We start from the raw sequence: 20,000 nt of genomic DNA on the forward strand, positions 1-20,000 counted from the left end.
CTTCGCTCAGTACCCCTCCTCCAGCCCCTCCGTGTCCTCGCCCTCCTCCTCCAACGCCTGTCGGACCACCCGGAGGGCCATCCCCTCGGGGTAGCCCTTGCGGGCGAGCATGCCCGCCAGGCGGCGGAGGCGTTTGTCACGGTCGAGGCCTCGGGTGGAGCGCAGCTTGCGGGCCACGAGCTCACGCGCGGTGGCCTCCTCCTGGTCGGAGTCGAGCTGGGCGACTGCCTCGTCGATGAGGGCGGAGTCGACGCCTTTGGTACGCAGCTCCCGGGCGAGGGCCCGCCGGGCCAGGCCTCGGCCGTGGTGGCGGGACTCCACCCAGGCGTCCGCGAACGCGCTGTCGTTGATCAGCCCGACCTCCTCGAACCGCGACAGCACCTCGTCCGCCACGTCGCCGGGGATCTCACGCTTGCGCAGGGCGTCGGCGAGTTGCTTGCGGGTCCGCGGGGTCCCGGTGAGCAGGCGCAGGCAGATCGCCCGTGCCCGCTCAGCCGGGTCCCCTGAGGACTCCCCTTTCTCGGCCCTCGACGAGAAAGACGAACCCCCGTCCTGTGACCCCCCGTCGTCATACGAATCGCCGGCCGACTCCCCGAAGCCGCGCCGTCGCCCCCCACGGCCTCGTCGGCCACGTGTCTCACCGGCCGCGCCCGGTGAGACAGCGCCGCCACGCCCGCCGCCGCCACGTCCACGGCCACCGCGCGGCGCGCCGCCACCGGAAGGGTCGCCCTCCCCCGGCGGGCCGGCGACATGTTCCTCGTCGGCGTCGCCGGCGTACGGTCCGAACTCCTCTGCGGCGGATCCCCCGGTACCCCCGCGCCCCCGGCTCTCAGGGGCACTGGGGTATGCGTACTCGCCCCAGTCCGTTCTGCGTGTCACGGACTAGCTCTTGGCCGCCGCGGCCTTGGTCTTGGCGGTCTTCGCAGCAGGGGCCGGCACTGTCTTCGCGTCGTCGGCGGGCGCGGCGGAGGCCGCGGCGTCCGCAGCCGGTTCGGCGGTGGGTTCCTCGGGCCGTACGCCGACGCCCAGCTTCTCCTTGATCTTCTTCTCGATCTCGTTGGCGAGGTCGGGGTTGTCCTTGAGGAAGTTGCGGGCGTTCTCCTTGCCCTGGCCGAGCTGGTCGCCCTCGTACGTGTACCAGGCGCCGGCCTTGCGGACGAAGCCGTGCTCCACACCCATGTCGATCAGACCGCCCTCGCGGCTGATGCCCTGGCCGTAGAGGATGTCGAACTCGGCCTGCTTGAACGGCGGCGCGACCTTGTTCTTGACGACCTTGCAGCGGGTGCGGTTGCCGACCGCCTCCGTGCCGTCCTTCAGGGTCTCGATGCGGCGGATGTCGATACGCACCGAGGCGTAGAACTTCAGCGCGCGGCCACCGGTCGTGGTCTCCGGCGAGCCGAACATCACGCCGATCTTCTCGCGGAGCTGGTTGATGAAGATGGCGGTGGTCTTGGACTGGTTGAGCGCACTGGTGATCTTCCGCAGGGCCTGGCTCATCAGTCGGGCCTGCAGACCCACGTGGCTGTCGCCCATCTCGCCCTCGATCTCCGCGCGCGGGACGAGCGCGGCGACGGAGTCGATGACGATGAGGTCGAGGGCACCGGAGCGGACCAGCATGTCCACGATCTCCAGGGCCTGCTCGCCGTTGTCCGGCTGCGACAGGATCAGGTTGTCGATGTCGACGCCGAGCTTCCTCGCGTACTCGGGGTCGAGGGCGTGCTCGGCGTCCACGAACGCGACCTGGCCGCCGGCCTTCTGCGCGTTCGCCACCGCGTGGAGGGTCAGGGTCGTCTTACCGGAGGACTCGGGGCCGTAGATCTCCACCACTCGGCCACGCGGCAGGCCGCCGACACCGAGGGCCACGTCCAGCGCGGTCGACCCGGTCGGGATGACCTCGATGGGCTCCTTCGACCGCTCGCCCATGCGCATGACCGCGCCCTTGCCGAATTGTCGTTCAATCTGTGCGAGCGCGGCGTCGAGCGCCTTCTCGCGGTCGGTTCCTGCCATGGGTTCCACCCGATTTGCTTGAGTCGATCGCTTCACGTGAAAGACGCTAACGCCTGCCACTGACAATGGGCCCCGACGCCCGCCCGGCCTGTGGATAACTCGGGTACTTCTCCACACAAACCCTGTCGAACTCCCCGTCGAGAGGCTCGCCGGAGCCTCCATAAGAATGGATGTTCGATTTTTGTGTCAAGCGCACCACGTGGCCCCCGGGACTTCCGGAAGGGGGGATTCAGTTCGTCGACGATGGCGATGGCCGAGCGCCGGACCTGGTCGCCACGCCCCGCGAACGGGAGCGGGTGCGGAGTCCTGCCGCCGGACATCAGTCCCGCGGAGTGCCGCCTTCGGACCCGGAGCTTCCCTCGGGGCCCGTGTCCCGGCGCGGCCCCTGCGAACCGTCCTCCTCCTGGGGACCGCCCTCACCCTGGGGGCCACCCCCGCCCTGAGGACCGTCTCCCTCCTGGGGCCCGGTCTCCTCTCGTGTGGCGTCGTCCGACGGCTGCTTCGTGCCCCACTTGTGCTCCAGCCGCTCACGCACGCGCGTGAGGACGTCGCTTCCGGAGCCGTCCTCGTCCCGCTCCGTGCGCGGCCGGTTCCGGAGACGGGCGAGGAGGTTGCCGGAGCCGCGTCTGCGGTGGCCGTGGACGCGCGGGTCGTCCGTGACGGCGTACCGCTTCACGTACGCGCCGAGGAACGCCTGGAGGGTGGCGATGGCAGGGATGGCGATGAGCGCGCCGACGGCGCCGAGGAGCGCGGTGCCCGCGATGACCGATCCGAAGGCGACGGCCGGGTGGATGTCCACGGTCTTGGCGGTCAGCTTGGGCTGCAGCACGTAGTTCTCGAACTGCTGGTAGATGACCACGAAGACCAGGACCCACAGCGCGTACCAGGGGTTGACCGTGAAGGCGATCAGCATCGGCAGGGCGCCCGCGAGGTAGGTGCCGATCGTGGGGATGAACTGGGAGACCAGGCCGACCCAGACCGCGAGGGCGGGGGCGTACGGCACGTTCAGGTACTCCAGCAGGACGTAGTGGGCTATGCCGGAGATCATGGCCATCAGGCCGCGGGAGTACAGGTAGCCGCCGGTCTTGTCGACGGCGATCTCCCACGCGCGCAGCACCTCGGCCTGCTTGGCGGGCGGCAGCACCGAGCACAGCGCGCGCCGCAGCCGGGGGCCGTCGGCCGCGAAGTAGAACGAGAACAGGGCGATCGTCAGCAGCTGGAAGAGGCCGCCGAGGACCTGCGCGGAGATGTCCAGGACGCCGGTGGCGCTGTTCTGGACGTACCTCTTCAGCCAGTCGGAGCGGAGCAGCCCCTCCTGGATGTCGACGCGCCTCAGCTCGGTGTGGAAGGTGGTGTTGATCCAGCTGATGACCGAGTCGAGGTACGCCGGGAAGTCCTCGACCATCTTGATGATCTGACCGGCGAGCATCGAGCCGAGGAGGGTGACGAAGCCCGCGACCGCGATCAGCGTGAACAGGAAGACGAGGAAGGTGGCGAAGCCCCTGCGCAGCCCCTTCGAAGCCATCCAGCTGACCGCGGGCTCGATCGCGAGGGCCAGGAAGAACGCGATGAGGATGTTGACCAACAGCCCGATGAGCTGGTGGAACGCCCAACTGCCCAGTTGGAAGACGGCGACCAGCGACAGCGCGAGCACCATGGCACGCGGCAGCCAGCGGGGCATGCCCGAACTCGGCCTGGTGCCGACCGGGGGCCCGGTGGGCGGCGCCGTGCCGGAGGGGGATGCCTGGGGCTCGACCTGCGCGGTCTCGTCTGAGGGGGCCACGGACCAAGTCTCGCCCACACCTCCGACAATCGGCCCCCGCCCCCTGCACCTTCCGGCCCCGAGGCGACGACCGCGCGACCGATACGCTGGCTTTTCAGCGGTTCTCGGCCGGAACGCCCATCGTCGTGCACACCACGCGCCACACGTCCTTGGCCTCCCAGCCGGCGTCCAGCGCCTCGTGCACCGTCCGTCCGCCGAGTTCGGACATCACATGATCGCGCGCGAAGGTTTCGGCGTACCCCTCACCGAAGTGTTCCGCCATCCGCTGCCAGAAGACCGTCAACCGCATGACTCCAGTATCCCGCCCCAGGGGGTGGGCCGGACCGGGACGGCCTGCCGACACCGCTTTCCGCCCTACGGTCTGACGCATGGCCGAAACCGGAGCATCCTCACGCCCCTCATCGCCCCCGGCGCACACCCCGCTCGCCCGCGCCGAGCAGTTCGTCTGGCTGACCGCGCGGGTACTGGAGCAGCGCCGCTTCGCTTACCACTTCCTGGACGGGAGCGCCGACGCGGTGGAGGCCGCGCTGGCCGCCTACCGCACCGCCGACGAGGGGTACGGGCACGCGCTCGAACCGGATCTGCGCGGACCCGTGAGCCAGCCCCTGCACACCGGTCACGCGTTGCGCGTCCTGGACTCGATCGGGCGGTGTGCCGGACAGCGGGTGGAGCGCGTGTGCCGCTATCTGACGTCGGTGTCGAACGCGGACGGCGCCCTGCCCGCCGTGCGTCCCGGTCAGCGCGGTTATCCCGCGGCCCCGTTCGTGCCGATCGTCGACGACCCGCCCAGTGAGCTGCTGGCGACTGGGCCCGTGGTGGGCTTGCTGCACCGCAACCAGGTGTGGCACGCGTGGTTGTTCCGGGCGACCGACTTCTGCTGGCACGCGGTCGAGACGCTGGAGAAGTCGCACCCGTACGAGGTCCAGGCCGCCGTGGCGTTCCTGGACTCCGTGCCCGATCGTCCGCGCGCGCAGGCGGCCGCCGACCGGCTCGGCCGGCTGGTGCGCGAGCAGCGGCTGGCCGTGCTGGATCCCATGCGACTGGAGGAGTATCCCGTGGCGTCCGGTTACGCGCCGGGGGAGCATCACTTCGCGTTCGACTTCGCGCGTACGCCGGAGTCGCTCGCGCGCGCGTGGTTCACCGACGAGGAAGTATCCCGTTCGCTCGACTTCCTGGAGAGCGAGCAGCGCGACGACGGCGGGTGGCCGATCCGCTGGCGCCAGTGGGCCCCGGGAACCGCCCTGGAGAGCCGCCCGATCGTGACGATCGAGGCACTGCGCACGCTGCGCGCGTACGGGCGGCCGATCGGCTGAGGAAAGGACGGCGGAGGAGACAGCTGAGACAGCGCCACACGCGCGTACGCGTACGCGTGCCGCTGTCTCAGCTGTCTCAGCCCGTGATGGCCCGCACCCCCGCCGTCACGATCACCGCCGCTGCCACGACGAGCAGGAAGGGCGCGCGCAGGAGGAGGGCGACGGCGGCCGCGGCGACTCCCACTGCCCTGGCGTCCAGCACGAGCGCACGGCCGTCGGCGAAGGTCTGCTGCGCCGTGAGGGCGGCGAGCAGCGCGACGGGGAGGAGGGCGGCCAGGCGTTGGACGAGCGGGCGTTCCAGGACGCCCTCGGGGAGCATCAGACCGACGAGCTTGACGGCGTAGCAGCCGACGGCGGTCACAGTGATCGCGATCCAGACGTTCATCGGTCCTCCTCCTGGGGGCCGTACTGATCGCGCTGTGAGTCGTGGGAGTCGTGTGAGTCGTGTGAGTCGTGGGATTCGTTCACCGCGCGGTCGCCGGCCTCCCGGTCGCCGGTCTTGCGGCGCCCCTCCGCCCAGAGGACGACAGGGGCGGCTGCCGCGGCCACGAGCACCGGCACTCCTGCGGGCAGGACGGGCAGCAGTCCCAGGCCGAGGAGGACCGCGATGCCGGCCACGGCCCGTTCCCTGGTGGTCTTGAGCATGGGTGCGAGGAGCGCCAGGAAGACGGCGGGCCCGGCCGCGTCGAGCCCCCATGCCTCGGTGTCGCCGATGGCCTCCGCGCCGAGAGCGCCGAGGAGCGTGGTGAGGTTCCACAGCAGGTAGAGGCTCAGCCCGGTGACGGTGAAGCCGATCCGGGCGGCCCGGCGCGTGGGCTGGGCGAGCGCGACGACCGTGGTCTCGTCGATCACCCACTGCGCGGCGAACGGCCGCACCGCGCGCGGGAGGGCCAGCAGCTGTGACAGACGCAGCCCGTAGAACGCGTTGCGCACCCCCAGGAAGAAGGCCCCGGCCGCCGCCGTGAACGGATTGCCGCCGGCCGCGAGCGCACCCACCAGGGCGAACTGGGAAGCACCGGTGAACACCAGCAGGCTCAACGCACAGGTCTGCGGCAGGCTGAGCCCGCTGCCGGCCGAGGTCACCCCGAAAGCGAACCCGGACAGCCCGACGGCGACCCCGACCGCCAGGGCGTCCCGGACGACGGCCCGATCGGGCTTGACGCCTCCCGTGTCGTGCATGTCTGCGAAAGCTGTCTGTTCTGCCACACCTCGGACGTTAGGACCGCCACCCCTTAGGAATCTTGTACGTTCTTGCGCCCGCGTCCGCCGCCCTGGGTCTCCCTGTCGCGCCCGGTGCTCCTGCCGCCCTCGTGTTCACTGCCACCGTCGCGTTCTCGCAGATCAGCGGGGCTGCTTCTGCGTTCCCGCTGGTACGCGCCCGGAGGTACGCCCACGATCCGGCTGAAGTGGCGGTTGAGGTGCGGTTGGTCCGTGAAGCCGACGGCGACGGCTGCCGCGGCGGGGGCCGTGCCCGCGTCGAGCAGGGCCCTGGCCCGACGGACGCGGGCGTCGGTCAGCCAGGCGTGCGGAGGCATGCCGTAGGCGGTGCGGAAGGCCCGCAGGAGGGCGAAGGGGCTGGTGCCGAGGTCTGCGGCGAGTCGCTCCAGGGTGGGCGGGTCGGCCATCCGCTCCTGGAGCACCGCACGCGCGCGTGCCGCCGCCGAGGAACCGGCAGCGTGGACGGTCCGGCGGGGCAGCGGGCCTCCGTTGAGGCGCAGCAGCCGGGTCACGGCGACGCGGAGCAGGGTGTCGGCGGCGAGCGCGTTGCCCTCGTCGGCGGCCCGCAACACCTGGTGGACCAGACCGACGGCGTAGGGGTCCAAGAGCACGGGGCTCGTGAAACCGGGGGTGCCGCGGATCATGGTCGTCTCGGCGGCTATCTCGGCCACGACGTCCGGCGACGGGTAGACCGCGCCGTACCGCCAGCCCTCGGGTCCGCCCGCTCGGCCCGTGTGCGGGGTGTCGGGGTTGACCAGGGCCAGCGTGCCCGGGCCCGCGTACTGGTCGGCGCCGCCGTGATGGAAGACCTCGACCCCGTCGACGATGGCGGCGATCACGAAGTTCTCGTGGGTGTGCCGGACGAACCTCTTCTGGACGTATCTGGCCCGCAGCAGGTCGACACCGGGCAGTTCCTCGTACTGCCAGTGCCGTGCCCGCTCCGTCGAACCCGCCATGCCTCCATTCTGCGTCCTGCGACGACCGAGCTTTGTCGACATGTGCAGGACGCCTCCGCCGACACCCCTCACCCGCCCCCTCCGGGCTGTCGTCTCCGCAGGTCACGGCCTTTGTCAGTGGGCGGGTGCAGGATGGGGGCATGGTCAGCTCCGCAGATCGAGCCCTCGACGGCTTCTCCCCCGCGACCCGCGGCTGGTTCACGGGGGCCTTCTCCGCGCCCACCGCGGCCCAGGCCGGGGCGTGGCGGGCCATCGGCGAGGGCTCGGACGTGCTGGTGGTGGCCCCGACCGGTTCCGGCAAGACCCTGGCCGCGTTCCTCGCCGCGTTGGACCAGCTGACGTCGACCCCGCCTCCGGCGGACCCGAGGAAGCGCTGCCGGGTGTTGTACGTGTCACCGCTGAAGGCACTCGCGGTGGACGTCGAGCGGAACCTGCGCAGTCCGCTGACCGGTATCCGCCAGGAGTCCGTTCGCCTGGGCCTGCCCGAGCCCGAGGTGAAGGTGGGCATCCGCTCGGGCGACACCCCGGCCGCCGAGCGCCGTGCCCTGGCCACTCGTCCGCCCGACATCCTCATCACCACCCCCGAGTCGCTGTTCCTCATGCTGACGTCGGCCACGCGCGACGCGCTGACGGGCGTGGAGACGGTGATCCTCGACGAGGTGCACGCGGTCGCGGGCACCAAGCGGGGCGCGCATCTCGCGCTGTCCCTGGAGCGGCTCGACGAACTGCTGCCGAAGCCCGCGCGCCGTATCGGCCTGTCCGCCACCGTGCGCCCCGTCGACGAGGTGGCGCGCTATCTCTCCCCGCGCCGCAGGGTGGAGATCGTCCAGCCCCCCTCCGGCAAGGAGTTCGACCTCTCCGTGGTCGTCCCGGTGGAGGATCTGGGCGAGCTGGGCGGCTCCCCGGTCGCCGACGGGACCGAGGGTGCGGAACGCCCGTCGATCTGGCCCCATGTCGAGGAGCGGATCGCCGACCTGGTGCAGGCGCACCGCTCCACGATCGTCTTCGCCAACTCCCGCCGTCTCGCGGAACGCTTGTGCAACCGGCTGAACGAGATCGCGTACGAGCGGGCCACCGGCGAGCCCTTGGACGAACACCACGCCCCGGCCGAGCTGATGGGCGGATCGGGTGCCGCTCAGGGAGCGCCCCCGGTCCTCGCCCGCGCCCACCACGGCTCGGTCTCCAAGGAGCAGCGTGCCCTGGTCGAGGAGGACCTGAAGGCGGGCCGGCTGCCGGCCGTGGTCGCCACGTCCAGTCTTGAGCTGGGAATCGACATGGGTGCCGTGGACCTCGTGGTCCAGGTGGAGTCGCCACCGTCGGTCGCGTCCGGGCTGCAGCGTGTGGGACGCGCCGGACATCAGGTGGGAGCGGTCTCCACGGGCGTGGTCTTCCCGAAGTACCGCGGTGACCTGGTGCAGGCGGCCGTGGTCACGGAGCGGATGCGCACCGGCTCCATCGAGTCCCTGAGGATCCCGGGCAATCCCTTGGACGTGCTGGCGCAGCAGCTCGTCGCCATGACGTCGATGGACACCTGGCAGGTCGACGATCTGCTCGCCATGGTCCGGCGGGCCGCGCCCTTCGCCTCGCTCCCGGAGTCGGCGTTCACGGCGGTCCTCGACATGCTCGCCGGCCGCTATCCGTCCGACGCCTTCGCGGAACTGCGCCCGCGCGTGGTGTGGGACCGGGTCACCGGCACCGTCACCGGCCGCCCCGGCGCCCAGCGCCTCGCGGTCACCTCCGGGGGCACCATCCCGGACCGCGGCCTCTTCGGGGTCTTCCTCGCCGGCTCCGACCCCAAGAAGGGCGGCGGCCGGGTCGGGGAGCTGGACGAGGAGATGGTGTACGAGTCGCGCATCGGGGACGTCTTCACGCTGGGCACCAGCTCGTGGCGCATCGAGGACATCACACGCGACCGGGTTCTGGTCTCCCCCGCACCGGGCGTTCCGGGCCGTCTGCCGTTCTGGAAGGGCGACCAGCTCGGCCGCCCGCTCGAACTGGGCCGCGCGGTGGGCGCTTTCCTGCGCGAAGTGGGCTCCCTGTCCCAGGAGGACGCCCGACTGCGCATGCTGGCCGCCGGCCTCGACGCCTGGGCCGCGGACAACGTCCTCTCCTACCTCGCCGAACAACGCGAGGCCTGCGGCCATGTCCCGGACGACCGCACGATCGTCGTCGAGCGCTTCCGGGACGAGCTGGGCGACTGGCGGGTCGTCGTCCACTCGCCCTTCGGAGCCCAGGTCCACGCCCCGTGGGCGCTCGCCCTCGGTGCCCGGTTGTCCGAGCGGTACGGCATGGACGCCCAGGTCATGCACGCCGACGACGGCATCGTGCTGCGGCTGCCGGACGCCGACCTCATGGGCCTGGACCTCCTCGACATGGAGCCCACGAAGGCCGGCACGGAGTACGACGCCGAGCAGGCGCCGGTCGGCGCGGCGGACGTCGCCTTCGACAAGGGCGAGGTCGACCAGATCGTCACCGACCAGGTGGGGGGCTCGGCCCTGTTCGCGTCCCGCTTCCGCGAGTGCGCCGCCCGCGCGCTCCTGCTGCCCCGCCGCAACCCCGGCAAGCGCACCCCACTGTGGCAGCAGCGGCAGCGGGCGGCCCAGCTGCTCCAGGTGGCGAGCGAGTTCGGCTCGTTCCCGATCGTCCTGGAAGCGGTCCGCGAATGCCTCCAGGACGTCTTCGACGTGCCCGGACTCGCCGAACTGATGGGTGCCATCGAGTCCCGCAAGGTCCGTCTCGTCGAGGTCACCACCCCGGAGCCGTCACCGTTCGCCCGCTCGCTCCTCTTCGGCTATGTGGCCCAGTTCCTGTACGAGGGCGACTCACCGCTCGCCGAGCGCCGCGCCGCCGCCCTGTCGCTGGACTCGCGACTGCTGGCGGAGCTGCTGGGCCAGGCGGAGCTGCGCGAGCTGCTCGACGCCGAGGTGCTGACCGAACTGGAGCAGGAGCTCCAGTGGCTCACGGAGGACCGGCAGGTCAAGGACGTAGAGGGCGTCGCGGACCTGCTCCGTCTGCTAGGCCCGCTCCAGGACGGCGAGTTGGCGGAGCGGGGTGCCGAGCCGCAGTGGGCGCGGGATCTGGCCGGAGCCCGGCGCGCCATCCGGGTCCGGATCGCGGGCATCGACCACTGGGCCGCGATCGAGGACGCCGGCCGCCTGCGGGACGCGCTCGGCACGGCTCTGCCCGTCGGTGTGCCGGAGGCGTTCACCGAACCGGTCAAGGACCCGCTCGGCGACCTCCTCGCCCGGTACGCGCGCACCCATGGCCCGTTCACATCGGCCACGGCGGCGGCCCGCTTCGGCCTCGGCGTGGCCGTCACGGAGGGCGCGCTGCACCGGCTCGCCGCGAGCGGCCGGGTCGTGCAGGGCGAGTTCCACCCGGCGGGCATCGGTCAGGAGTGGTGCGACGCGGCCGTACTGCGCCGACTGCGCCGCCGCTCCCTCGCCGCGCTGCGGCACGAACTGGAGCCGGTGCCGCCCGCCGCGCTCGCCCAGTTCCTGCCCCAGTGGCAGCACGTCGGCGGCGGACACGGGCTGCGCGGCATCGACGGCCTGGTGCGGGCGGTCGAGCAGTTGCAGGGCGCCTCCGTGCCCGCGTCCGCCCTGGAGAAGCTGGTCCTGCCGTCCCGGGTCGCCCAGTACACCCCCGCGATGCTCGATGAGCTGACAGCCGCCGGAGAGGTCGTGTGGGCGGGCGCCGGTGCCCTCCCCGGCAAGGACGGCTGGGTGTCGCTGTATCTGGCGGACACGGCCCCGCTGCTCCTCCCGTCCCCGCACCCGCTGGAGCTGACCGCACTCCACCAGTCCGTCCTGGACGCATTGTCCGGCGGTTACGGCCTGTTCTTCCGTCAGATCGCCGACCAGGTCCGCGCCACGACTCACCCCGACGCCACCGATCCCCAACTGGCCGACATCATCTGGGACCTGGCCTGGTCGGGCCGCCTCACCAACGACACACTCACCCCCATGCGCTCCCTGCTCGGCTCGGGCCGTACTGCGGGTTCCACGGCCCACCGCGCCAAGCGCACCGTTCCGCGGGGCCGCTACGGCTCCCTGACCGCCGCGGCACGCACCCAGTCCCGTACGGGGCCGCCCACGGTCGCGGGCCGCTGGTCCCTGCTCCCCGCCCACGAACCCGACGCCACCGTCCGCGCCCACGCCGTCGCCCGCACCCTCCTCGACCGGCACGGCGTGGTCACCCGGGGTGCCGTATCCGCCGAGGGCATCGAGGGCGGGTTCTCGGCGGCGTACCGGGTCCTGTCCGTGTTCGAGGAGAGCGGCCAGGCCCGCCGCGGCTACGTGGTCGAGGGACTCGGCGCGGCCCAGTTCGCCATGGACGGCGCGGTGGACCGCCTGCGCGCGGTGGCCAACGCCCGCGAAAGGGGCGAGACCGCTCCAGGCATGGTCCCGAACGGCCACGCCCAGGCCCCCGCCCCGACACCCGGCTCCCCCACCAGCCCCGGCGACCTGGACCTCCCCGACTGGCTCACCGACGACACCTTCCCCACCACGGACGACACTTTCGGAACCACGACGCCCCCCACCGGGGCGCCCAGGACGACCCCCACCGGGACGGCTCCCTCCGGGCCCACGCCACCCCCGAACTCGCCCTCCGGTTTCCCGTCACCCGACGGCCATGACGGCTACGGCGGCACGAGCGGTCGCAGCGGTTACGGCAGTTACGGCGAGTACGGCCTCCAAGGCCCTCCGGGTGCCCAAGGTCGGAACGGCCCACCGAACCGCGCCCGCACCGCCCCCTCCAACCGAGCCGTGGTCCTGGCCGCCGCCGACCCCGCGAACGCCTACGGGGCCGCCCTCTCCTGGCCCGACCCGCCCACCGAAGCCGGGCACAAGCCGGGCCGCAAGGCGGGCTCGCTGGTCGTCCTCGTCGACGGCGAGCTCACCCTCTACATGGAGCGCGGCGGCAAGACCCTCCTGGCCTGGCCCGCCGACCCGGATGCCAGACCCCAGGACGACCCACGCCTCCGCCCGGCAGCCGAGGCCCTGGCCACCGCCGCCCGGGCCGGCTCCCTCGGCACGGTCACCGTGGAACGCGTGAACGGCGCCTCCGCCCTCACGTCCCCCCACGGCCCGCTCCTGGAGGCAGCAGGCTTCATCGCGACCCCTCGCGGCCTACGCATCCGCGCCTGAGCCGCCACCCGACGCCCCCACCCCCTCCGCCATGCCACCCTTGACCCATGCCCGAAGGTGACACCGTCTGGCAGACGGCGAAACGGCTGCACGCCGCCCTCGCCGGCAAGGTGCTGTACCGCTCCGACCTGCGCGTGCCGAAGTACGCGACAGCCGACCTCACCGGCCGAACAGTCCTCGACGTCACCCCGCGGGGCAAGCACCTGCTGACCCGTATCGAGGGCGGTCTCACACTGCACTCGCACCTGCGGATGGACGGCTCCTGGAAGGTGTACGGAAACGCCGAACGCTGGACCGGAGGCCCCACGCACCAGATCCGCGCGATCCTGGGCACCCTCGACCGCACAGCCGTCGGCTACCGCCTCCCCGTCCTGGAACTGTTGCGCACCACCGACGAACACCGAGCCGTCGGCCACCTCGGCCCCGATCTGCTCGGCCCCGACTGGGACCCCGACCTGGCCCTCGCCAATCTCCAGAGCGACCCCGCGCGCCCCCTCGGCGAAGCCCTCCTCGACCAGCGCAATCTCGCCGGCATCGGCAACGTCTACAAGAGCGAGCTCTGCTTCCTGCTGCGCGTCACCCCATGGCTTCCCGTCGGCGCACTCCCGCAGGACCGCGCCGCTCTGCTTCCGGCCCTCGCCAAGAAGCTCCTCGAAGCCAACCGTGACCGCCAGATCCGCAGCACCACAGGCCTCCGCCTCCACGACCTGTTCGTGTACGGCCGCGCCCCACGCCCCTGTCTGCGCTGCAACACCCCCATCCGGGCCGGTGACCAGGGCGACGGCTCCCGCGAACGCCCCACCTACTGGTGCCCCACCTGCCAACAGGGCCCGGCCCCGGCACCGGGCACCCCCAGAGCGACCCACTCGCGCCCCCAGCGCCGTACCCCGAACCGACCCACTAATTGACGACCCGTCAGAAACGCTCGTACGGTCACTGCATGCCCATCAAGGCGTACGACCTGTCCGGCCGCACCGCGTTCGTCACGGGAGCCGCCGGTGGCATCGGCCGCGCCTCGGCCGTTCTGCTCGCCGAGGCCGGGGCGACCGTGCACTGCGCGGACCTCGACGTGCAGGGACTGCACGAGACGGCCACGTTGATCAAGGAGGCGGGCGGCACCGCCCACACCCACCCCGTCGACGTCACCGACCGCGCCCGGCTCACGCAGGCGGTGGCCGCCTGCGAGGGCGACCTCCATGTGATGGCGGCGATCGCCGGGATCATGCACAGCAGCCCCGTGCTGGAGACTCGGGACGAGGACCTCGACCGGGTGTGGAGGGTCAACTTCAAAGGCGTGCTGTACGCCTGTCAGGAAGCGGCCCGCCACATGATCGCCGGCGGGACGCGGGGCAGCATCGTCACCATGGCCTCCGGCGCCGTGGACACCGGGGGGCCCGGGCTTCTCTGCTACGGCGTGACCAAAGCCGCAGTGGTCCAGCTGACGAAGACGCTGGCCACCGAGGTCGGCCCGCACGGCATCCGTGTCAACGCGGTGGCGCCCGGGTGGACCCGTACCCCCATGACCGACCGCCACGACAACGAGGCACAGGCGCGGACCGAGTCGTTCATGGCTCGTCTGTCACCGCTGGGCCGGGTCGGCGAGCCCGACGACATCGCGCACGCCGTGCTGCACCTCGCCTCCGACGCCTCGTCGTTCACCACGGGCCAGATCATCCGCCCGAACGGCGGCGTCGCCATGCCGTGGTGACCCCAGGAAGACCCCAAGGCGCTGCCACGCGCCCCCATGCCCCCTCCGGCTCACCCGCAAGCCCCCGCCTCCGCCCCCGCGAGTCGACCTGAATCAACCACCGCACGCCCCGCGAGCCTGAGCGCCCCCAGCCACCCCCTCGTCCCGCTCCTCACACCGTTCGCCCCGCCCCTCTCCCCCGCACCCCTTCGGCACGCAATGCACGGGCAGGAGACTCAGCCCCCACCCCCCGGCCACGACCGCCCCCTCCACCGCGTCGGCATCCGGCACGACAGCGAGTCGCAGCACTCCCCACCACCACAGCGCACCGAGCCCCAGAGTCGCCCCCCAGCGCACTATCCGCATAGCCGCCACCTCCAGGCCTTCGGGCCTCACCAGAACGACGCTAGACGGCCCTCGACACGGCCGGGGAGGGCGCACCACCGGCACAGGGACGCACAACTCACTCACGGGGGCGGCACCCACACGGCGCCCGGCGCGCCCCGCAGCCTCACACCGCTCTGGACACGCACCCGGCGCACCCACCGACCGCACCGGAGCGCACCGTCCACCCACCGGCGCCCGGCCCAGCCGTAGCCGCGACCGCGGCGCTGCCCGTCACAGTCCCCGAGCCGCAGCGCCCGCCCCGCAGGACCACACCGCACCCACCCGGCACGAAGCACCCGGCACGAAGCACCAACCACAGCCACAGCCACAGCCACAGCCACAGCCACAGCCACAGCCACAGCCACAGCCAGGTGCTATCCGTTCTCCGCCTGGAACATCCAATGGTGCTTCTCGAGATCCGCCGTGATCCCGATGAAGATGTCCTGGCTCACCGGATCCGCCTCCGCGGTGCTCTCCACCCGCGTCCGCATCCGGGTGATCACCGCGCCGAGCGCTTCCACCAGCGTTCCCACGGCGTCCGTGTCCTTGACCCAGCCGTCGGGCACCTTGCCGATGCCGCTGGTCCCGGCCACCGTCGCGGCCCGCCCGTCCGGCGAGACGCCGAGCGTGGCCGCTCGCTCGGCGACCGTGTCGGAGTGCAGTCGCGCGGTGTCCACGACCTCGTCGAGCTGCAGATGGACCGTACGGAAGCGGGGTCCGACGACGTTCCAGTGGATCTGCTTGGCCACGAGGGACAGGTCCACGAGATCGACCAGGGCGCCTTGCAGCGCCTCGGAGACGGTCTTGAGGTCGGCTTCGGACAGCGGGCTCTTGACGACGTACATCGGCGCGCTCCGGTTCTCGAGGGTACGTACAGACGTACGACCTGGTCGGCCCTACGCCCTTGACGACGGTGTGCGGGCACGAACTGCTCGCGCGCACGCCCCCGAGCCCGCCCCTCCACCATGACCGCACACCCCCACCCCGGCAAACGGGAACCCCCAAGCACCCGCCCCTCTCACCAGCCCCCGCCCCGCTCCGGCCTCCTCCTCCCCCTCTGCCTCCCCCCTCCCCCCCCCGCTCACCCCACGCAAAAGCCCCGGCCGACACCCCCAGGTCTCCCTGGAGGCCCGCCCGGGGCTTCCATCGCGCTTCTACTTCTACTTCAGCGGCGTGCGCCGAACCTCACGCATACACGTGCGGCTGTCACGCCGCCACGACGTCCACCGCTTCGGTGGGCGCCTTGATCGTGACCCGCTCCGGTGGCACACCGGCCACCGACACGGAGTTGAGCATGGGTCGACGCACTGGTGCTGGCACCGGCTCGGTGGCCGCTGCGGACTGGGCCAGCTCGGCAAGGGCGAGCTCGTCACTCACTTCCCGCATGAGCTCGGACATCCGTACGTCCAGCGCGTCGCAAATGGCGGAGAGCAGCTCGGAGGAAGCCTCCTTCTGCCCCCGCTCCACCTCGGAGAGATAGCCGAGTGAGACTCGGGCGGACGAGGAGACTTCGCGCAGAGTACGGCCCTGGCGCTGGCGCTGCCGACGCAGCACGTCACCAAGCAGGCGACGGAGCAGAATCATCGGTGGCTCCCTCCTCGGACCGTGTAGCCGCATCCTTCACGCCCCACCGTACCGCCTCGCGCTGCGGCCGTGCGGGGAGCGCTGTTGTGTTCACTCAGGGCTGCAAACATCAAGTCCCCCCGTTCTGTTCCGTATCCTGTGCCCGCTCATTCCCGGTCTGTTCGCCCACGAGCTCCTGGAGGAGGAGTCCGAGCACGCTCCGTACACTCTCCATACGAATTTCCGCCCGGCCGCCGTTCAACCTCATCGACGCCACTTTCCCGCCATCGAATGTGCCCGAATCCGCGCCGAAGGGGCCGGCGACAGCGACATGGACCGTGCCGACGGGCTGCCCGTCCTGTGGGTCGGGGCCCGCGACCCCGGTGGTCGAAATTCCCCAGTCGGCGCCGAGCGCCTTGCGGACACCGTCCGCCATCTGGGCCGCGACCTGCGGATCCACCGCTCCGCGCTGGTCCAGGAGGGTGGGGTCGACACCCAACAACTGGTGCTTCACCTCGGTCGCGTACGCGGTGACCGAGCCCCGGAAGGCCTGGGAGGCGCCGGGGACGTCCGTGATCGCGGCCGCGACCAGACCGCCGGTGAGCGACTCGGCGACGGCGAGCGTCTCGCCCCTCACCCTCAGTAGTCGCAGCACGTCAGCGGCTGTGGATGTCACCGTTCCGCTCCCTCCGCCGCGGCCTGGCGCTCGGCGATTCCGCGTCGGCGCAACACAATGGCCTGTCTCACATAGTCGAGTCCGGTGACGACGGTGAGAATGACCGCCACGGCCATCACCCAGAACCTCAGGGTGGCCAGGGGGCCCTCCAGGACCAGGACGTACATCCCGACGGCGGTGCCCTGGGCGAGCGTCTTCAGCTTGCCGCCGCGGCTCGCCGGGATCACCCCGTACCGGATGACGACAAAACGCAGCAGGGTGATGCCGAGTTCCCGGCCGAGGATGACCGCCGTCACCCACCAGGGCAGATCACCGAGGTACGACAGGCAGATCAGCGCCGAGCCCATGATCGCCTTGTCGGCGATGGGGTCGGCGATCTTCCCGAAGTCGGTGACGAGGTTGTAGGTCCGGGCCAGATGACCGTCGAAGATGTCGGTGATCATGGCGACGGCGAAGGCGGCCCAGGCCCAGGCACGCCACACGGGGTCGTATCCGCCGTCCATGAGCATCAGCGCGACGAAGCCGGGGACGAGGACCAGGCGGACCATGGTCAGGATGTTCGCGATGTTCCAGAGGCTGGCCTGGTTGACGGCGGCAGCGCCGAGCTTCCCGCCACGCACGGGCCTGGTGTCTCCGGGACCGCTCGGGGCACCGGGACCGCTCGGGGCACCGGGACCGCCCGGGGCGCCGGAAGCGCCGGGAGCACTCGTGGCGCTCTTGGCACCGGGGGAGCCGCCCGCCGCGGATGCCGGGACACCCGTCATCTGGCCGCCTCCTCAGTACACGCGAGGGAGCCCGGAAGCGCCTCGGCCACCAGGTCGACGCCTTCGGTGCCGACCACCTTCGCGTCGACCATAAGGCCGACCGTCAGGTTCTCGCCGTTCGTGAACAGCACCTGGCCGTCCGTCTCGGGCGCCTGGTGGGCGGCGCGGCCGTAGGCGCCCTCGTCGCCGTCGACCGACTCGACCAGGACGCGGACCGTCTGTCCGACGCGCTCCTCGGCGCGCTGCGAGACCAGTTCCTCGGCCAGCCGGGAGACGCGGGCGAGGCGCTCGGCGACCACGTCCTCGTCGAGCTTGTTGTCGTAGGTGGCCGCTTCGGTGCCCTCCTCGTCGGAGTATCCGAAGACACCGATGGCGTCCAGTCGCGCGCCGTTCAGGAAGCGCTCCAGCTCCGCGAGGTCGGCCTCGGTCTCGCCGGGGAAGCCGACGATGAAGTTGGACCGGACACCGGCCTCGGGGGCCTTGCCGCGGATGGTGTCGAGCAGCTCCAGGAAGCGGTCGGTGTCGCCGAAGCGGCGCATCGAGCGCAGCACGGCGGGCGCGGAGTGCTGGAAGGAGAGGTCGAAGTAGGGCACGACCTTGGGCGTGGAGGTGAGCATGTCGATGAGGCCGGGCCGCATCTCGGCGGGCTGGAGGTAGCTGACGCGCACCCGCTCGATGCCGTCTACCTCGGCGAGCTCGGGCAGCAGCGACTCCAGCAGCCGGATGTCGCCGAGGTCCTTGCCGTACGAGGTGTTGTTCTCGGAGACCAGCATGATCTCCTTGACGCCCTGCTCGGCGAGCCAGCGGGTCTCGTTGAGCACATCCGAGGGGCGGCGGGAGATGAAGGAGCCGCGGAAGGACGGGATGGCGCAGAACGAGCAGCGGCGGTCGCAGCCGGAGGCGAGCTTCACGGACGCGACAGGTGAGCCGTCGAGCCGGCGGCGCAGGGGTGCGCGCGGGCCGGAGGCCGGGGCGAGTCCGTCCGGAAGATCGGCGGGGGCGTGCCCGGGGAGCGCGACCTCGGCCGCCGAGTCCTGGCGCTCGGCCGGGCTGATCGGCAGCAGCTTGCGGCGGTCGCGCGGGGTGTGCGAGGCGTGGACGCCGCCGCTCAGGATGGTCTGGAGGCGGTCGGAGATGTCCGCGTAGTCGTCGAAGCCGAGCACGCCGTCGGCCTCGGGCAGGGCCTCCGCCAGCTCCTTGCCGTACCGCTCGGCCATGCAGCCGACCGCCACGACGGCCTGGGTTCTGCCGTGGCCCTTGAGGTCGTTGGCCTCCAGGAGGGCGTCGACGGAGTCCTTCTTGGCGGCCTCGACGAAGCCACAGGTGTTGACGACCGCGACGTCCGCGTCCTCGGCGTCCTCGACGAGCTCCCAGCCGTCCGCCTCCAAACGGCCTGCGAGCTCCTCCGAGTCCACCTCGTTGCGGGCGCAGCCAAGAGTGACGAGTGCGACGGTACGGCGTTCAGGCATGGGCTCAAGACTACTTCGTCCCACTGACAGCCCACGTCGACGGGGTTGGCCGATCTTGGCCAACCCCGTGCGTACGTTTCCCTGTGCGTCTTCTGTGCGGATCGCCCGCCCCGCCGGAGGGCCTCACGACCCCTGCGCGGCGGGCCCCCCGGTCAGCCGACCTCCGGGTCGCCCTTCGTGTACGTCAGGCGTTCGACCTGGCCGGGGCGGAACTCGTCCTTGATCTTCTTGCCGTTGACGTAGAGCTGGACGGCCCCCGCGTCACCGAGGACGAGGTCGATCTTGGAGCTGTCCTGGAAGGTCTTGGACTGGCCCTGCTGGAGGAGGCCGTCCCACAGCAGCTGACCGCTGTGGTCCTTGGCGGAGATCCAGCTGCGGCCGTTGGAGGCCGTGACCCGGACGGTGACCTTGTCACGGGGCGCGGCCGCGATGGCGCTGTCGGACGGCTCCGGCTTGGGGTCGGCCTCGGGCTTGTCGGCCTTGGGCGTGGGCGAGGGTGACTTGCCGGCGGTCGGCGTGGAGCCCTCGACGGCCTGGCTGGAGGCGTCGTCGTCCTGTCCGCCGTCGAACGCGGTGAAGCCGACGAAGCCGATCACCGCGACGATCGCGGCGACCATGGCGGCGGTCCAGTTGGGTCCGCGGCGCTCGGGGCGGATGCGTTCCGCCTCGAACAGGGGGGCCGCCGGGGTCGGCGCGGGACGCCCGCCGTGCGCCTCGTCGTACTGGGCGAGCAGCGGGGCGGGGTCGATGCGCACCGCGCGCGCGACGGAGCGGATGTGACCGCGCGCGTAGACGTCGCCGCCGCAAGGGGCGAAGTCGTCCCGCTCGATCGCGTGCACGATGGCGATGCGGACCCGGGTGGCGTTACTGACGTCGTCGACGGTCAGCCCGGCGTCGATACGCGCCTGCCTGAGGGCATGGCCGATCGAGGGGCGTTCCGCCGCGCGTTCGTCTCGGTCGTCTTCGAACGGACGCTCGTCTTCGGGGAAGTTGCCGTCAGGGGAGTTGCCGATGGACACGGGGGCGC

At 71.7% G+C, this 20,000-nt stretch carries 18 protein-coding genes; 4 read left to right on the forward strand and 14 right to left on the reverse strand.

The annotated features are described in order from the left end of the window. Window positions 1–6: 6 nt before the first annotated feature. The 4 genes from recX to M8J73_RS02360 all read right to left on the reverse strand — a co-directional run bounded on the left by recX (window position 7) and on the right by M8J73_RS02360 (window position 4,079). Window positions 7–879 carry a recombination regulator RecX gene (gene recX / locus M8J73_RS02345; RefSeq protein ID WP_079054854.1) on the reverse strand — a complete coding sequence of 291 codons (873 nt, stop codon included), beginning with the start codon at window positions 877–879 and terminating at the stop codon, window positions 7–9. Between the two features lie 3 nt (window positions 880–882). Then, the gene (gene recA / locus M8J73_RS02350) at window positions 883–2,007 is read right to left on the reverse strand and encodes a recombinase RecA (protein WP_055538942.1); all 1,125 of its coding nucleotides are present in this window, start codon (window positions 2,005–2,007) and stop codon (window positions 883–885) included. 319 nt (window positions 2,008–2,326) lie between these two features. Next, a complete protein-coding gene (locus tag M8J73_RS02355; protein WP_079054855.1) occupies window positions 2,327–3,688 on the reverse strand; it encodes an AI-2E family transporter in 1,362 nt (453 codons plus the stop codon). Window positions 3,689–3,884: 196 nt separating this feature from the next. Next, on the reverse strand, window positions 3,885–4,079 hold the full coding sequence (locus M8J73_RS02360) for a DUF3046 domain-containing protein (protein WP_055538943.1): 195 nt from the start codon (window positions 4,077–4,079) through the stop codon (window positions 3,885–3,887). A gap of 79 nt (window positions 4,080–4,158) precedes the next feature. Here M8J73_RS02360 and M8J73_RS02365 point away from each other — a divergent pair, with 79 nt between their 5' ends. Further along, window positions 4,159–5,103: a hypothetical protein gene (locus tag M8J73_RS02365; protein ID WP_055538944.1), complete on the forward strand. Its 945-nt coding sequence runs from the start codon at window positions 4,159–4,161 to the stop codon at window positions 5,101–5,103. A gap of 76 nt (window positions 5,104–5,179) precedes the next feature. Here the strand turns inward: M8J73_RS02365 and M8J73_RS02370 are convergent, their stop codons facing one another. Genes M8J73_RS02370 through M8J73_RS02380 form a run of 3 tightly spaced genes read right to left on the reverse strand, consistent with a single transcriptional unit; the run spans window position 5,180 to window position 7,277 of the window. Then, on the reverse strand, window positions 5,180–5,488 hold the full coding sequence (locus M8J73_RS02370; protein ID WP_055538945.1) for an AzlD domain-containing protein: 309 nt from the start codon (window positions 5,486–5,488) through the stop codon (window positions 5,180–5,182). Continuing rightward, window positions 5,485–6,282 (reverse strand): AzlC family ABC transporter permease, encoded by a 798-nt coding sequence (locus M8J73_RS02375; RefSeq protein ID WP_079054856.1) that lies wholly within the window; start codon window positions 6,280–6,282, stop codon window positions 5,485–5,487. Before M8J73_RS02375 ends, M8J73_RS02370 begins: the two co-directional genes overlap by 4 nt. Before the next feature lie 53 nt (window positions 6,283–6,335). Then, window positions 6,336–7,277 (reverse strand): AraC family transcriptional regulator, encoded by a 942-nt coding sequence (locus M8J73_RS02380; RefSeq protein WP_055538947.1) that lies wholly within the window; start codon window positions 7,275–7,277, stop codon window positions 6,336–6,338. A 140-nt stretch (window positions 7,278–7,417) separates the two neighbouring features. Between M8J73_RS02380 and M8J73_RS02385 the strand changes: the two genes are divergently transcribed. Genes M8J73_RS02385 through M8J73_RS02395 form a run of 3 tightly spaced genes read left to right on the forward strand, consistent with a single transcriptional unit; the run spans window position 7,418 to window position 14,135 of the window. Beyond that, window positions 7,418–12,427, forward strand: coding sequence for an ATP-dependent helicase (locus M8J73_RS02385; protein ID WP_249828156.1), 5,010 nt, complete (start codon window positions 7,418–7,420; stop codon window positions 12,425–12,427). Window positions 12,428–12,474: 47 nt separating this feature from the next. Further along, window positions 12,475–13,335 (forward strand): DNA-formamidopyrimidine glycosylase family protein, encoded by an 861-nt coding sequence (locus tag M8J73_RS02390; RefSeq protein ID WP_055542209.1) that lies wholly within the window; start codon window positions 12,475–12,477, stop codon window positions 13,333–13,335. 32 nt (window positions 13,336–13,367) lie between these two features. Further along, complete coding sequence (locus tag M8J73_RS02395; protein WP_055542208.1) at window positions 13,368–14,135, forward strand: SDR family NAD(P)-dependent oxidoreductase; 768 nt, start codon at window positions 13,368–13,370, stop codon at window positions 14,133–14,135. Window positions 14,136–14,228: 93 nt separating this feature from the next. On the opposite strand, the gene M8J73_RS45440 is transcribed toward M8J73_RS02395, so the two are convergent. The 7 genes from M8J73_RS45440 to M8J73_RS02425 form a co-directional block, all read right to left on the reverse strand. After that, window positions 14,229–14,480, reverse strand: a complete 252-nt coding sequence (locus M8J73_RS45440) for a hypothetical protein (protein WP_372503879.1) — start codon at window positions 14,478–14,480, stop codon at window positions 14,229–14,231. 395 nt (window positions 14,481–14,875) lie between these two features. Then, window positions 14,876–15,346 (reverse strand): Dps family protein, encoded by a 471-nt coding sequence (locus M8J73_RS02400; protein WP_249828157.1) that lies wholly within the window; start codon window positions 15,344–15,346, stop codon window positions 14,876–14,878. A 361-nt stretch (window positions 15,347–15,707) separates the two neighbouring features. Next, window positions 15,708–16,085, reverse strand: a complete 378-nt coding sequence (locus M8J73_RS02405; protein WP_055511872.1) for a helix-turn-helix domain-containing protein — start codon at window positions 16,083–16,085, stop codon at window positions 15,708–15,710. 109 nt (window positions 16,086–16,194) lie between these two features. Continuing rightward, window positions 16,195–16,740: a CinA family protein gene (locus M8J73_RS02410; protein WP_055538477.1), complete on the reverse strand. Its 546-nt coding sequence runs from the start codon at window positions 16,738–16,740 to the stop codon at window positions 16,195–16,197. After that, window positions 16,737–17,504 carry a CDP-diacylglycerol--glycerol-3-phosphate 3-phosphatidyltransferase gene (gene pgsA / locus M8J73_RS02415; protein ID WP_079054801.1) on the reverse strand — a complete coding sequence of 256 codons (768 nt, stop codon included), beginning with the start codon at window positions 17,502–17,504 and terminating at the stop codon, window positions 16,737–16,739. The genes M8J73_RS02410 and pgsA overlap by 4 nt, the downstream gene beginning before the upstream one ends. Continuing rightward, window positions 17,501–18,973: a 30S ribosomal protein S12 methylthiotransferase RimO gene (gene rimO, locus M8J73_RS02420; RefSeq protein ID WP_079054802.1), complete on the reverse strand. Its 1,473-nt coding sequence runs from the start codon at window positions 18,971–18,973 to the stop codon at window positions 17,501–17,503. Before rimO ends, pgsA begins: the two co-directional genes overlap by 4 nt. 152 nt (window positions 18,974–19,125) lie before the next feature. Further along, window positions 19,126–19,992: a helix-turn-helix domain-containing protein gene (locus tag M8J73_RS02425; protein ID WP_055538480.1), complete on the reverse strand. Its 867-nt coding sequence runs from the start codon at window positions 19,990–19,992 to the stop codon at window positions 19,126–19,128. Between the last annotated feature and the right edge of the window lie 8 nt (window positions 19,993–20,000).

The organism is Streptomyces neyagawaensis, assembly GCF_023516595.1.
Classification (GTDB): Bacteria; Actinomycetota; Actinomycetes; order Streptomycetales; family Streptomycetaceae; genus Streptomyces; species Streptomyces neyagawaensis.